This window comes from Streptococcus sanguinis (genome assembly GCF_050220005.1).
In the GTDB taxonomy this organism is placed as follows: domain Bacteria; phylum Bacillota; class Bacilli; order Lactobacillales; family Streptococcaceae; genus Streptococcus; species Streptococcus sanguinis_Z.
Map to the genome: position 1 here is coordinate 393,646 of NZ_CP071413.1, position 14,283 is coordinate 407,928.

The window sequence follows — 14,283 nt, forward strand, 5'->3', positions numbered from 1 at the left end:
ACAGTTTCTATCTGAATTGCAACAGACCTACAACTAGTCGGTTCCTCTCAATGAGGGGGCCGGCTTTTTTTGTGTCTTCATGCAGAAGGGATATAAATAGATTATTCCAATATTTGCTAGCTTTGGGTTCAAAAAGTGGAATAGTGACATTTGTCATGTCAGTCGGTGACAAAATCAACTAGTAGGAAAAATTTCTTTGCCTTATAATATAGTTAACAAAATGATAAAAGGTTGCTGTAATAATTCAAACAGCATTTGGCCTTCGTTCTTCTTTCGCCTTTTGAAAAATAAAGGAAAGATGCACATGAGGCTTATCAAATCAAAGGAGGAGCAAAATGGAACTGATTGAAGTAAAGAAGCTTTCAAAAAGCATTCATGGTAAGGAGATTTTAAAGGATATTTCCTTTGAAATCTCCCAAGGTGATTGTGTAGCCTTGATTGGTCCCAATGGAGCAGGGAAAACGACTCTCATGGACTGTTTGTTGGGTGATAAGTTTCTGACAGCGGGTCAGGCTACAATTCAGGGACTCAAGCCAACTGACACTCATCTCAAGCAGTCGGTAGCGATTTTACCACAGGAAAATACAGTGGTGGAGGATTTGAAGGTCAAGGAACTCTTGACTTTCTTTCAAGCGATTTATCCAAATAGTTTATCCAATCAAGAAATTGATGATTTGCTGCAATTTACAGACAAGCAAAAGAATCAGTTGGCCAGCAAGCTGTCTGGTGGACAAAAACGTCTCTTCTCTTTTGTTCTGAGTCTGATTGGACGTCCTAAGATTCTGTTCTTGGACGAACCGACTTCTGCTATGGACACCTCTACTCGTCAGCATTTCTGGGAAATTGTTAATCAGCTCAAGCAGCAGGGAGTGACCATCGTTTACTCCTCTCACTATATCGAAGAAGTTGAGCATACGGCAGACCGGATTTTGGTGCTGCACAAGGGTGAGCTGATTCGGGATACGACGCCTTATGCCATGCGCAGTGAGGAGCAGGAAAAACACTTTACCTTGCCGCTGACTTATCAGTCTGTGCTGGAAAAGCTGGATAATGTGACTGATTTAGAAATCAAGCAAAAGGCTTTATCTTTTGCGACTAGAGATGCTGGACAGGTCTGGCAGGTTCTGCAGGAACACGGCTGTACAATCGAAGAGATTGAAGTACGTAACCGTACCCTCTTGGATAGTATTTTTGAAACGACACAAGAATAGGAGAGTAATCATGAAAAATATGGTAAGTCTTATGAAGATTGAGTTGATTTTAATGAAACGGCAGGCAGCTTATTATCTCTTGTCTATTGGTCTGCCCAGCGTCTTTTACCTGATTTTCTCAGGAATGATGTCTGGAAGTGATACGCCTGAACATGTGCTTCGAGGCTACCTCTTCTCTATGACTCTTTTTAGTATCATGTCTAGTGCTTTCTTTAGCATTCCTAGCACTTTACAGTCTGATAAAAATAATAACTGGCAAAAAATGATTCAGCACTCGCCGATTTCTATGGTAAAATATTATATATCAAAACTTTGCAGTACGCTGTTGACTTTTATGCTTTCTATTATCGTAGTCTTCTCGATTGGGCATTTTGTTCGCGGGGTTAATCTGCCAATGGTAGACTGGCTTCTTATTGCCGTGATCCTTCTGGTAGGAAGTGTGGTCTTTATTGCTATGGGTGTATTGGTCAGTCTCTTGCCAAGCGCTCAGCTCATGTCTGTAGTGGGCAATATCGTTTATATGGCACTAGCTGTTCTGGGCGGTCTATGGTTCCCTCTGACTATGTTTCCAAAATGGCTCCAGCCAATCGGTAAGTTGACGCCAAGTTATCAACTGATGCAAGTCGTGTCTTCTTATCTAGAACACCATCAGTTCAATGGCAAAGCCGCTTTGATTGTTCTGATTTATACGGTTTTGGTCAGCATTCTTGTGCTACAACTCAAAAAGCGAATTGAGGTAAAATAAATTCATGTGGGAAAAACTTAAACAAGTCCACTATATGTTTCATATTGCGCTGGTCTTTATCATCTTTCCAGTGGCGGGAGTAATCAGCGGGGAATACCCGCTTTTCCTCTTGCTCTGGACAGCTATTTTTGTTGTGGCTTACTATGCGGTTTTGCTAAGTAACCATCGCCTTATTCAATTTTTTTCTTGGTGTTTTTTGGTTGCTTACATATACTATGGTTCTGTCTGGTTAAATACAGGATTTACCTGGTATATTTTTTATCTATCTAATCTGCTGATTTATGAGCTGGATGATGTCTCGTTTAAATCCTGGCGTTTTTGGACCTTTATTGATTTGCAGCCTGCTATTGTGCTGACTAATTATTTGATGGGTAATGTTGGTCCAGCAGAACTACTCTTCTTTATTGTCACTTTTCTCTTTTCGGATGGCTTGACCTTTGGTCTCCATCGGATTCAAACGACAGAGCGAATCAAGGAAGAAAAGACCAAGCAAAATGCCCAGCTGAATCTCTTTCTAGCAGAAAATGAGCGGAATCGGATTGGCCGTGACTTACATGATAGTCTAGGGCATACCTTTGCTATGCTCAGTGTTAAGGCTGAGCTGGCTCAGCAGTTTTTGCAGATGGAAGCCTATGACAAGGCAGCAAAAGAACTGCAGGAAGTGCAAGAAATTAGTAAGAAATCAATGGCTGATGTTCGGCGGATTATTAATGATCTAAAGAATCGGACTCTGGACGAGGAAATAGTGACCGTTCGAGCTATGCTGGAGATGAGCGGCGTTCAGGTCGAGATAGATAACCAGCTCAATGTTGCTAGTGTCACACCAAGTCAGCAGTCAACAATCAGTATGATTTTGCTGGAGGCAGCGACCAATATCATCAAGCATGCCAAGGCTAAAAAGAGTAATTTCTCTTTGGTGAAGAAAAACGAAAAAATTGTTTTAGACATTCAGGATGATGGTTGTGGTTTTCAAAAGCTGACCGGTCGGGAGTTGCATAGTATTCGGGAGCGGCTGTCTGCCTTGTCAGGGAGGCTTGAGATTCTTAGCAGTCAAGATCCGACGTGGATTCGGATTGAATTGCCATACGGAGGGAAGGAAGCATGAAACTTTTGTTAGCAGAAGATCAAAGTATGCTGAGAGATGCCTTAGCTCAGCTCTTGCAGCTGCAGCCAGATGTCGAAGAAGTCTATCAGGCCGCAGATGGGCAGAAGGCTATTGACTGTCTTAGCTCAGAAACTGTTGATGTAGCTATTTTGGACGTGGAAATGCCCCACCAAACCGGCCTAGACGTTCTCGAATGGGTCAAGGCCAATCGACCCAACATCAAGGTCATCATCGTCACAACCTTCAAGCGACCGGGCTACTTTGAGCGAGCTGTTAAGGCGGATGTTGATGCTTACGTGCTCAAAGAGCGTAGCATTGCGGATTTGATGAAGACCATCCACACTGTTCTAGATGGGCAAAAGGAATATTCGCCGGAATTGATGGAGGTGCTAATGACCAGTAGGAACCCTCTCTCTCAGCAGGAGAGGCTAGTCCTGCAAGCTGCGGCGACTGGCCTGTCCAATAAAGAAATTGCTGAAAAACTCTACCTGTCAAATGGAACGGTTCGTAACTATATGTCATCTATTTTGACCAAGCTAGATGCTGAAAATAGAACAGAAGCCGTCCGAATCGGGCAAGAGAAAGGCTGGTTATAGCTGGCAGAATCAGTTTTTTAGAAAAGATGAGGAGCTGGAGCTTTCCCATAAACGGAACATTTGAGAGCTAATAATTCTAATGAAAGGTCAGTACTATAAATATAGTTCTGACTTTTTATCTTTTATTAGAAAAAACATTCGGATTTAGAGAAAAATTGTAGAAAAACATTCTGCATGGCTTGCAATTTTTTTCAAAAATGTTATCATAGTAGAAAGCTTTTTGAATTTTTAGAAAATTGTAAATAAATGAAAGGGGAAGAATGGAGAAAATCAAATTAGAAACTTCTAAGACAGGCTCAGAGCTTGTTTTGGAAACCTTGAAAAGTCTTGGTGTTGATACGATTTTTGGCTATCCCGGCGGCGCTGTACTGCCGCTTTATGATGCTATCTATAGTTTTGAAGGCATCCGTCATATTCTAGGCCGCCATGAGCAAGGCTGTGTTCACGAAGCAGAAGGCTATGCTAAGTCTACTGGGAAAATCGGAGTTGCAGTTGTGACCAGCGGTCCGGGAGCGACTAATGCCATTACCGGCATTGCCGATGCCATGAGTGATAGCGTCCCCCTTTTAGTCTTTACTGGTCAGGTAGCCAAGGCTGGGATCGGTAAAGATGCTTTTCAGGAAGCGGATATTGTTGGGATTACGACTCCTATTACCAAGTACAATTATCAGGTTCGGGAGACGGCAGACATTCCGCGTATTATTACAGAAGCTATTCACATTGCGACGACAGGTCGTCCTGGGCCAGTCGTTATTGATTTGCCTAAGGATGTCTCGGCTCTGGAAACGGACTTTATCTACGACAGCAAGTTGCATCTGCCGAGTTATCAGCCGACTATTGAGCCCAATGAATTGCAGATTAAGAAGATTATCAAGCAGATTTCTAAGGCTAAAAAGCCGGTCCTTCTTTCAGGAGGGGGTATTAGTTATGCTGGGGCAGCAGCGGAATTGGTTGCGTTTGCGGAGCGGTATCAGATTCCAGTAGTCACTAGCTTGTTGGGGCAGGGAACTATTGCGACAGACCATCCTTTGTTCTTAGGTATGGGTGGAATGCACGGTTCTTTTGCGGCCAATATTGCCATGACTGAGGCCGACTTTATGATTAGTATCGGCTGCCGCTTTGATGACCGTCTGACTGGTAATCCGAAAACCTTTGCCAAGAACGCTAAAGTAGCACATATTGATATTGATCCAGCAGAAATTGGAAAAATTATCAGCGTAGATATTCCCATTGTAGGGGATGCTAAGAAAGCCCTGCAGATGCTGCTGAATGAAGAGCAGGTGCATAATAATACCAGCAAGTGGATTGAAAAAGTAACGCAGGACAAGGAGCGGGTTCGCTCATATGATAAGAAAGAACGTGTCGTCCAGCCTCAAGCTGTCATTGAGCGCGTGGGTGAGCTGACCAAGGGTGATGCTATCGTCGTAACAGACGTGGGTCAACACCAAATGTGGGCCGCCCAATATTATCCATATAAAAATGAGCGCCAACTGGTAACGTCTGGTGGTCTAGGAACCATGGGCTTCGGTGTACCAGCAGCGATTGGGGCTAAGATTGCCAACCCGGATAAGGAAGTGGTGCTCTTTGTCGGAGATGGTGGCTATCAGATGACAAACCAAGAGATGGCTATTCTCAATATCTATAAGATTCCGATTAAGGTCATCATGCTTAACAATCATTCGCTAGGCATGGTGCGCCAGTGGCAGGAAGCTTTCTATGATGGTCGTACCTCTGAGTCTGTCTTTGAAACATTGCCAGATTTCCAGCTCATGGCTCAGGCTTATGGTGTTAAATCCTATAAATTTGACGATCCGGAGACTATTGTCCAAAATTTGGAAGTGCTGAAGGAAGATATACCAATGTTTATCGAGGTGGATATCTCTCGCAAGGAGCATGTTCTTCCAATGGTGCCGGCTGGCAAGAGCAATCATGAGATGTTGGGGGTGAAGTTCCATGCGTAGAATGTTGACAGCTAAACTCCAAAACCGTTCGGGTGTTCTGAACCGCTTCACGGGTGTCCTTTCCAGACGTCAGGTTAATATTGAGAGTATCTCAGTCGGAACGACAGAAAATCCAGAAGTCTCCCGTATCACCATCATCATTGATGTGGCTTCGTTGGCAGAGGTTGAGCAGATTATCAAGCAGCTCAATCGTCAGATTGATGTGATTCGGGTTCGAGATATCACAGACCGTCCTCACTTGGAGCGTGAAGTGATTCTGGTTAAGGTCTCGGCTCCAGCTGATAAGCGGGCAGAGATTCTATCTATTATCCAGCCATTCCGGGCGACAGTTGTAGATGTAGCACCTAGCTCTATTACCGTTCAGATGACCGGTGATGCAGAGAAGAGCGAGGCTCTGCTTCGAGTCATTCGCCCATATGGTATTAAAAATATTGCTCGGACTGGAGCGACAGGCTTTACCCGAGATTAAACCAAACCTTTAATTTGTTAAAACCGCCTAACAGGCAATAAAAATAGAAAAGAGAGTAAAACTTATGGCAGTAACAATGGAATACGAAAAAGATATAAAAGTAGCAGCACTTGACGGTAAGAAAATTGCCGTAATCGGCTATGGTTCACAAGGTCATGCTCATGCGCAAAACTTGCGTGATACAGGCCACGATGTGATTATCGGTGTTCGTCCTGGTAAGTCATTTGACAAGGCTAAAGAAGATGGTTTTGATACTTATACAGTAGCAGAAGCAGCTAAATTGGCTGATGTTATTATGATTTTGGCTCCAGATGAAATCCAACAAGATCTCTATGAAGCAGAAATCGCTCCAAACTTGGAAGCTGGAAACGCAGTTGGATTTGCTCATGGTTTCAACATCCATTTTGAATTTATCAAAGTTCCTGCTGATGTAGATGTCTTCATGTGTGCACCTAAAGGTCCTGGTCACTTGGTTCGCCGTACTTTCGAAGAAGGTTTTGGTGTACCAGCTCTCTATGCAGTTTACCAAGACGCCACTGGAAATGCCAAAGATATCGCAATGGACTGGTGTAAAGGTGTTGGTTCAGCTCGTGTTGGTTTGCTTGAAACAACTTATAAAGAAGAAACAGAAGAAGATCTCTTTGGTGAACAAGCTGTGCTTTGTGGTGGTCTGACTGCCCTGATTGAAGCAGGATTTGAAGTTCTGACTGAAGCTGGCTATGCACCAGAATTGGCTTACTTTGAAGTGCTGCACGAAATGAAACTGATTGTCGACTTGATCTATGAAGGTGGCTTCAAGAAGATGCGCCAATCTATCTCAAACACAGCCGAATATGGTGACTATGTATCTGGTCCGCGCGTGATTACTGAGCAAGTCAAAGAAAACATGAAGGCAGTCTTGGCTGATATCCAAAACGGTAAATTTGCTAATGACTTCGTTGACGACTATAAAGCTGGTCGTCCAAAACTGACTGCTTACCGTGAGCAAGCTGCTAATCTGGAGATTGAAAAGGTCGGTGCAGAATTGCGTAAAGCAATGCCATTCGTTGGTAAAAACGACGACGATGCTTTCAAGATTTACAATTAAGGTAAAGAGCAGATAAGACATTAGGGGTTGGAATGCGAATTCCCAGCCCCTTGTTTTGCTTGATAGAGAATAAACTGGAGAGACAGGGAAGGAAAAAATATGCTCAGAGCAAAAGATATCACGCATGCTCATAAAGTGTTAAAAGATGTGGTTGTCAATACTCCGCTTGACTACGACCACTATTTGTCGGAGAAGTACCAGGCCAAGATTTACCTGAAGAAGGAAAATATGCAGCGGGTGCGCTCTTTTAAACTTCGTGGGGCTTATTATGCCATTTCTCAACTTAATGAAGAGGAGCGCCAGCGTGGGGTTGTCTGTGCTTCTGCGGGAAATCACGCCCAAGGAGTGGCCTATACTTGTAAGGAAATGAAAATTCCAGCAACTATTTTTATGCCCATCACGACTCCTCAGCAGAAGATTAGCCAGGTCCGCTTCTTTGGTGGTGAATTTGTGGATATCAAGCTGGTTGGAGACACCTTCGATGCTTCGGCTAAGGCAGCGCTTGACTATACTAAGGCTGAAAATCGCACCTTTATCGATCCTTTTGACAATGAAGATGTCCAAGCGGGTCAAGGGACTGTAGCCTATGAAATCTTAGACGAGGCCAAGAGAGAAGCTATTACTTTTGATGCAGTTTTGGTACCAGTTGGCGGCGGCGGCCTGATATCAGGAGTCTCAACCTATATAAAAGAAAGTCAGCCAACTATTGAAGTCATTGGTGTGGAAGCCAACGGTGCCCGCAGTATGAAAGCAGCTTTTGAAGCAGGTGGTCCAGTCAAGCTCAAAGAAATCGACAAATTTGCGGACGGTATCGCAGTCCAGAAAGTCGGTGCATCAACCTATGAGGTCACACAAAAGAATGTTCAAAATCTTATCGGTGTAGATGAAGGGCTTATTTCAGAGACCATCATTGATCTATATTCCAAGCAAGGGATTGTCGCAGAGCCAGCTGGTGCTGCAAGTGTTGCTGCTTTGGAAGTCCTGAGCGAGTATATCAAGGGGAAAACTATCTGTTGCATTATCTCAGGTGGTAATAATGACATCAACCGGATGCCAGAGATGGAAGAGCGGGCTCTTATTTATGATGGTATCAAGCACTATTTCGTGGTTAACTTCCCGCAGCGTCCAGGTGCCTTGCGTGAATTCGTAAATGATATTTTAGGACCCAATGACGATATCACTCGCTTTGAATATATCAAGCGGGCAAGCAAGGGAACGGGACCGGTTTTGATTGGTATTTCTCTGGCTGATAAGCATGATTATGCTTCTTTGATTAACCGTATTGAGCAGTTTGACCCGTCCTTTATCAATCTGAACGGGAATGAAACACTCTACAATATGCTTGTCTAATTGTAAATATATTTTAGCCTAATTTGTATGCTTTTATTTGAAACTGCAAATTAAATATGTTAGAATATACTATAGTGAATCAAGGAGGCTTGAACATGTTTTTTATTCCATTTTTCTTTATCATATTGATCATAATCTTTATATTCTTGCTGCTTAGTGCAGTCTATGTGGTTCGTCAGCAATCCGTGGCAATCATTGAGCGTTTTGGACGCTACCACAAAACCAGCAGCAGCGGTATCAATTTCCGTCTTCCTTTAGGGATTGACAAGATAGCGGCTCGTGTTCAGCTGCGTTTGCTGCAGAGCGAGATTGTCGTTGAGACCAAGACACAGGATAATGTTTTCGTAACTATGAATGTTGCGACCCAGTATCGTGTAAATGAAAACAACGTGATTGACGCTTATTACAAGCTTATGCGGCCAGAAGCTCAAATTAAGTCCTATATTGAAGATGCTCTTCGTTCCTCCGTTCCAAAACTGACCTTGGATGAGCTCTTTGAAAAGAAGGACGAAATCGCCCTAGAGGTCCAAAAGCAGGTAGCTGAAGAAATGTCTACCTATGGTTACATTATTGTCAAAACCTTGATTACCAAGGTTGAGCCTGATGCTGAAGTTAAACAGTCTATGAACGAAATCAATGCGGCGCAGCGTAAGCGCGTGGCTGCTCAGGAATTGGCTGAAGCGGATAAGATTAAGATTGTGACAGCTGCCTCTGCAGAAGCTGAGAAAGACCGTCTTCATGGGGTTGGTATTGCCGAGCAGCGGAAGGCCATTGTGGATGGTTTGGCAGACTCGATCAAGGAATTGAAGGGAGCCAATATTGAGTTGACAGAAGAGCAGATTATGTCTATTCTTTTGACCAACCAGTATCTGGATACGCTGAATAATTTTGCAGATAGTTCGGGTAATAATACTATCTTCCTTCCAGCAAATCCAGAAGGTGTCGAAAGTATTCGGACTCAGATACTTTCAGCCCTCAAAGCTAAGTAAAGAAAATTCAGAATTATTTAATTTGTTCGAATTTGGTTTGTTTAAGTTGACAAACTGTATAAAAACAATTATAGTAGTTGATGTAGCTAGAATAGAGAGGAGTAAGAAATGGCTAAATCTAATTTCGAGAAAGTAGAATCTGTTGTTAGTTGGGTACGTGATAAGAAGCTCACCGGTTACCGTATTAGTAAAGAAACAAATGCACGTGAAATGTCTATCATTGCTCTTGCTCAAGGACGTGCAAAAGTGAAAAATATCTCTTTTGAAACAGCTCTTGGCTTGATTGATTTCTACGACAAAAACCATGAAAAATTTGAAGACTAAACTTCAAAATTGTGCAACTGATATTGCTCATTAAATCAAAAAAGGAATCTGGACTTAGTTCCAGATTCCTTTTTTTGTTTTTGAAAATAGAAGTAATTTAGCTGAGGAAGCGTTGCAGGAATTCTTTGGTTCTTTCTTCTTTGGGATTGGTGAAGATATCCTGCGGGCTACCAGCTTCAGCGATGACGCCCTTGTCCATAAAGATAACACGGCTGGAAACATCACGGGCAAATTCCATCTCGTGGGTTACGACTATCATAGTCAGCCCTTCTTGAGCTAGTTCTTTCATGATTTTCAGAACTTCACCAACCATTTCAGGGTCGAGGGCTGAAGTCGGCTCGTCAAAGAGGATGGCATCAGGATTCATGGAGAGGGCGCGGGCAATAGCGACCCGCTGCTTCTGACCGCCTGAGAGCTGCTTAGGCTTGGCCTGCCAGTATTGCTCGCCCATGCCAACCTTGTTGAGGTTTTCTTTGGCAATTTTCTCGGCTTCTGACCGTTCTTTTTTTAGGACGGTTGTCTGAGCGACGATGGTATTTTCTAGGACATTAAGATTTTCAAAGAGATTGAAAGACTGAAAGACCATGCCCAGCTTTTCACGGTAATGGGTCAAGTCGTAATTCTCGTCCAGAACATTCTTGCCGCGATAGAAAATCTGTCCGCCAGTTGGTGTTTCCAGAAGGTTAATGGAGCGCAGGAAGGTTGATTTTCCGCTGCCGGAACTGCCGATGATGGAAATCACTTCTCCTTTATGAACGGTGAGGGAGATGTCCTTGAGGACTTGGTTTTCACCGTAGGACTTTTTGAGGTTTTTAATTTCTAGAATAGTTTCTGTCATGATTTTACTTCTCCTGTCTGCATTTGATTGGCACCTGTCGTGTAGTTGTCTGTGTCGAAGCGTTTTTCAACATAGCGAAGGATGCGTGTCACGCTGAATGTCAGGACAAAGTAGATTACAGCGATGATAGTAAAGGTTTGGAAGTATTGGTAGGTTTGGGTAGCGATGGTATTTCCAGAGAAATAAAGCTCAACCACTGAGATAACGTTCAACACGGATGTATCCTTGATGTTGATGACAAATTCGTTACCAGTTGCGGGCAGAATATTGCGGACAACCTGAGGCAGTACAATCTTGCGCATGGTCTGACCATGGGTCATACCCAGTGCTGTTGCGGCCTCGAATTGCCCTTTATCAACAGCAAAGATACCACCGCGGACAATCTCGCTCATATAAGCTCCCGTATTGATGGAGACGATGAAAATGGCAGCGATAGTCCGGTCGATAGAAATTCCAAAGGCCTGGGCTGTTCCGTAATAGATAACCATAGACTGAACAATCATTGGAGTTCCGCGGAAAATCTCAATATAGACATTTAAGAACCAGCCGAAGATTTTTTGCAGTGATGCTAGGAGTTTATTCTTAGAAGCTGGTGCCGTCCGATAAACGCCAATCAGCAGTCCGATGATGAGACCTGCGATGGTCCCTGTAATCGAAATGAGCAAGGTCAAACCAGCTCCGCGTAGGAATTGCGGCCAGTTTTCAGCCAGAATCTTAGCCACTTGACTGAAGAATGATTCATTCGTTGTTTCACTATCCGTATCAACAGGCTGTTTCTGAATCATCTCATCCATCAGCTTGACTTGGTTATTAGTAGAAATCTTACCGATAGCTGCATTAGCTTGCTCGATGCGATTGTCATCTTTACGCATCCCAATGGCAATGGAAGCATCTTCTTCTCCTACTTCAAAGCCTTTCTCAAATTGGATCATTTTGAAGTTAGAGTTGGCAGTCTCAGCAGTCAAAGCTTCTGGCCGCTCAGAGATATAGCCATCAATAACTCCAGATTCCAAGGCTTGACGCATCTGAGCAAAATCGCCCATAGCTGTTTCTTTTTTGGCACCAGGCAGTTGGTCAATGAGATTGTAGAGGTAAACTCCTTGCTGGGAAGTGATTTTAGCGTCTTTGAAGTCTTCTAGAGTCTTAGCGGATGCATATTTTCCATCTTTACGAACTAGGAGAACTGGTTCGCTGGTGTAGTAACTGTTAGAAAAGGCGATTTCCTTTTTCCGCTCGGCAGTTGGACTCATACCTGCAATAATCATGTCAATTTTGCCGGAGGTCAGAGCAGGAATTAAGCCATTCCAAGAAGTCTTGACAACCAGAGGTTCCTTGCCCATCTCTTGAGCAATTTTTTTGGCAATCTGCACATCGTATCCGTTGGCATATTGGTTGGTGCCTTCGATTTTTACAGCACCGTTGGAATCGTCATCCTGAGTCCAGTTGAAGGGCGCGTAGGCTGCTTCCATACCGATCCTCAGATAGTCATCGGCCTGAATAACATGGACCGTTCCTAAGGTGACCAGGAGGGCTGTAAATAAAGTGAGTAATAATTTCTTCATGGGTTTCTCCTGCTTATCTAATAATAGTTCTTCCTATTCTATCGAAAATTACCGTTCTTTTCAATCCTAGTAAGCCCTTACTTGATAAAAATGATATAATAGAACAAAATATCTGTAAAGAGAGGTTGAGTATGAAACGATATTTTTGTCTTCTGTTGGTTTTGTTTTCCTGCCTTTGTTTTGGTCGGGTTGTCTCGGCTGTTGACTATGATATTGAATCCTATCAAGGCGATCTGGCCTTGCGTGAGGACAATACAGCTACCTACACAGAGAAAGTGACCTACAAGTTTAATGACGACTATAATGGTCAGATTGTTTCGCTGGGCTCTGCTGGAAAGATGCCTAATGGCTTTGCCATTGATGGGAATCCGACGGTCTCGGTTCTGACGAATGGTGAGGTAGATATGGATATTAACCCCCAAGTCAGAGACTTAGGAGATGGCTATGAGGTCAAAATTTATAATTCAGGAAACGACGGTGACAGAGTTGTTGTCACTGTGACCTGGCAGCTGAGAAATCTCCTTTTTCTTCACAAGGATATTGCTGAGCTCAACTGGACTCCTATCAGCGATTGGGACCAGGGGATAGGTGAGGTCGTCTTGACAGTTTCTGGCTTGAGCAATCCAGATAAGAGCGAGCTTTTTGCTCATAGTGGCTACTTTGGTACTCAGCCTTTCGTGGATAAGAATGGCACCGACTATCTGGTCAAACTCAATGGAATTGGCTCGGGCGATAATGTCGAGCTCCACGGCTATTGGGATCGACAAGCGGTCTCTCTTGTGTCCCAGAACGAAGACGAGAGTGACTACTTGCCAACCTTTAAAGCTCAAGAAGAAAAAATTGCCCGCAAGACGATCTTTTACCGGCAGCTAGGAGAAATTTATATACCCTTGCTGCTCCTATGTGCCATCCTTGCAGCGGCTATTCTTTATTTTGTCTTTGCTAAGAAGATCAAGCCTAAGCAGTCTTATCCCCAGAATGCCCGTCTATACGAAGCTCCTCAGGACTTGGCTCCCCTTGTCTTGGCGGAAAATATTTACGCAGTAGACATGGAGGATGTCGATCCGACTAGGGGCGGCAAGGCAGTGCTGAACTTTGAAAATATGGTCCAGGCGACTTTGTTAGACTTGCTGGATAGGGGCAATCTCCTCCTGCAGGGAGATGCTGAAAATCCTGTTCTGCAAATAGCGACTTATGATGGGCTAGCGGACTTTGAGAGACGTTTTCTGGGCATGGCTTTTAACAAGCAATCCCAAGCCAGAGTGAAAGATCTCTTTTCAGCCTATCAAATTTCAGAAGATATTTATAAGCACAAGTCTTCTGCGGATGAGTCCTATATCCGTAACATTGGTAGCAATATCAAGTCCTTATTTACTAACAGTCTGCGCTCCTTATCTAAAGAAGTGCGCTCTGAAGGCAAGCGTTTGGGTCTCTTTGGTCACTACCGGCCTCTGAAAGTTCAGGAAAAGAGATTGCTGATTACTGCCATCATTCTAGCTAGTGCTGTTTTGTTGTTCTCTCTTGGAGTTTTGTTTGTCTATATGGCCGCTTTTGAAAGTCTTATCTGGATATATATTCCCTTAGCACTGGTGGGACTTGTTATGATTTGCATTTTTGCTAGTAAGGCGCAGCTTTATTGGCGAGATGGTGTCCTGAATGACGAAGGCGCGTATGATTACTATCTGTGGAGAAGTTTTTCCAATATGCTGCGAGATATTGCTCATCTGGACAATACAGAAATTGAAGGTATTATCCTTTGGAACCGTCTCTTGGTCTATGCGACCCTCTTTGGCTATGCAGATCGCGTCAGCCGTGTCATGGCTCTGCGTCAGATTCGCTTGCAAAATCCATCTATGGACAGCTATGTTCAGGCTAACTTGCACTATGCCTTCTATAGCAGTATGCACAGTTTCTCAAACTACGGCCATGTAGCGACCACAGCCAGCAATTTCTCTGTCTCTTCTGGCGGAAGTTCAGGTGGTGGGTTCTCCGGTGGCGGAGGCGGTGGAGGCGGTGGAGCTTTCTGATAGATAAGCTCCCTCCTAG

13 protein-coding genes are annotated in these 14,283 nt (G+C 43.7%); 11 read left to right on the plus strand and 2 right to left on the minus strand.

The genetic code is table 11. The features are described from left to right. Positions 1 to 335: 335 nt before the first annotated feature. The 10 genes from J1C86_RS02050 (at position 336) to J1C86_RS02095 (ending at position 9,837) form a co-directional block, all read left to right on the plus strand. A complete protein-coding gene (locus J1C86_RS02050) occupies positions 336 to 1,211 on the plus strand; it encodes an ABC transporter ATP-binding protein (protein WP_125408244.1) in 876 nt (291 codons plus the stop codon). Positions 1,212 to 1,221: 10 nt separating this feature from the next. Next, positions 1,222 to 1,956 carry an ABC transporter permease gene (locus J1C86_RS02055; RefSeq protein ID WP_125408242.1) on the plus strand — a complete coding sequence of 245 codons (735 nt, stop codon included), beginning with the start codon at positions 1,222 to 1,224 and terminating at the stop codon, positions 1,954 to 1,956. 4 nt (positions 1,957 to 1,960) lie between these two features. Beyond that, complete coding sequence (locus J1C86_RS02060; protein ID WP_125408240.1) at positions 1,961 to 3,061, plus strand: sensor histidine kinase; 1,101 nt, start codon at positions 1,961 to 1,963, stop codon at positions 3,059 to 3,061. Beyond that, entirely contained in the window at positions 3,058 to 3,657 is a 600-nt protein-coding gene (locus J1C86_RS02065) for a response regulator transcription factor (RefSeq protein WP_125408238.1), read from the plus strand. The genes J1C86_RS02060 and J1C86_RS02065 overlap by 4 nt, the downstream gene beginning before the upstream one ends. A gap of 260 nt (positions 3,658 to 3,917) precedes the next feature. Next, a complete protein-coding gene (locus J1C86_RS02070; RefSeq protein WP_124765891.1) occupies positions 3,918 to 5,618 on the plus strand; it encodes an acetolactate synthase large subunit in 1,701 nt (566 codons plus the stop codon). Beyond that, complete coding sequence (gene ilvN, locus J1C86_RS02075; RefSeq protein WP_002898887.1) at positions 5,611 to 6,087, plus strand: acetolactate synthase small subunit; 477 nt, start codon at positions 5,611 to 5,613, stop codon at positions 6,085 to 6,087. Before J1C86_RS02070 ends, ilvN begins: the two co-directional genes overlap by 8 nt. A 64-nt stretch (positions 6,088 to 6,151) precedes the next feature. Continuing rightward, entirely contained in the window at positions 6,152 to 7,174 is a 1,023-nt protein-coding gene (gene ilvC, locus J1C86_RS02080; protein ID WP_125409234.1) for a ketol-acid reductoisomerase, read from the plus strand. Between the two features lie 99 nt (positions 7,175 to 7,273). Further along, positions 7,274 to 8,524, plus strand: a complete 1,251-nt coding sequence (gene ilvA, locus J1C86_RS02085; protein ID WP_002922248.1) for a threonine ammonia-lyase IlvA — start codon at positions 7,274 to 7,276, stop codon at positions 8,522 to 8,524. A gap of 56 nt (positions 8,525 to 8,580) precedes the next feature. After that, positions 8,581 to 9,513 carry an SPFH domain-containing protein gene (locus J1C86_RS02090; RefSeq protein WP_002898882.1) on the plus strand — a complete coding sequence of 311 codons (933 nt, stop codon included), beginning with the start codon at positions 8,581 to 8,583 and terminating at the stop codon, positions 9,511 to 9,513. A gap of 108 nt (positions 9,514 to 9,621) precedes the next feature. Then, positions 9,622 to 9,837: a hypothetical protein gene (locus J1C86_RS02095; RefSeq protein WP_125408234.1), complete on the plus strand. Its 216-nt coding sequence runs from the start codon at positions 9,622 to 9,624 to the stop codon at positions 9,835 to 9,837. A gap of 97 nt (positions 9,838 to 9,934) precedes the next feature. On the opposite strand, the gene J1C86_RS02100 is transcribed toward J1C86_RS02095, so the two are convergent. Both J1C86_RS02100 and J1C86_RS02105 read right to left on the minus strand, forming a co-directional pair. Beyond that, positions 9,935 to 10,675, minus strand: coding sequence for an amino acid ABC transporter ATP-binding protein (locus J1C86_RS02100; RefSeq protein WP_002893646.1), 741 nt, complete (start codon positions 10,673 to 10,675; stop codon positions 9,935 to 9,937). Further along, positions 10,672 to 12,237: an ABC transporter substrate-binding protein/permease gene (locus tag J1C86_RS02105; RefSeq protein ID WP_125408232.1), complete on the minus strand. Its 1,566-nt coding sequence runs from the start codon at positions 12,235 to 12,237 to the stop codon at positions 10,672 to 10,674. The genes J1C86_RS02100 and J1C86_RS02105 overlap by 4 nt, the downstream gene beginning before the upstream one ends. A 131-nt stretch (positions 12,238 to 12,368) precedes the next feature. Between J1C86_RS02105 and J1C86_RS02110 the strand changes: the two genes are divergently transcribed. Continuing rightward, positions 12,369 to 14,264: a DUF2207 domain-containing protein gene (locus tag J1C86_RS02110; RefSeq protein WP_002911765.1), complete on the plus strand. Its 1,896-nt coding sequence runs from the start codon at positions 12,369 to 12,371 to the stop codon at positions 14,262 to 14,264. Positions 14,265 to 14,283 lie beyond the last annotated feature (19 nt).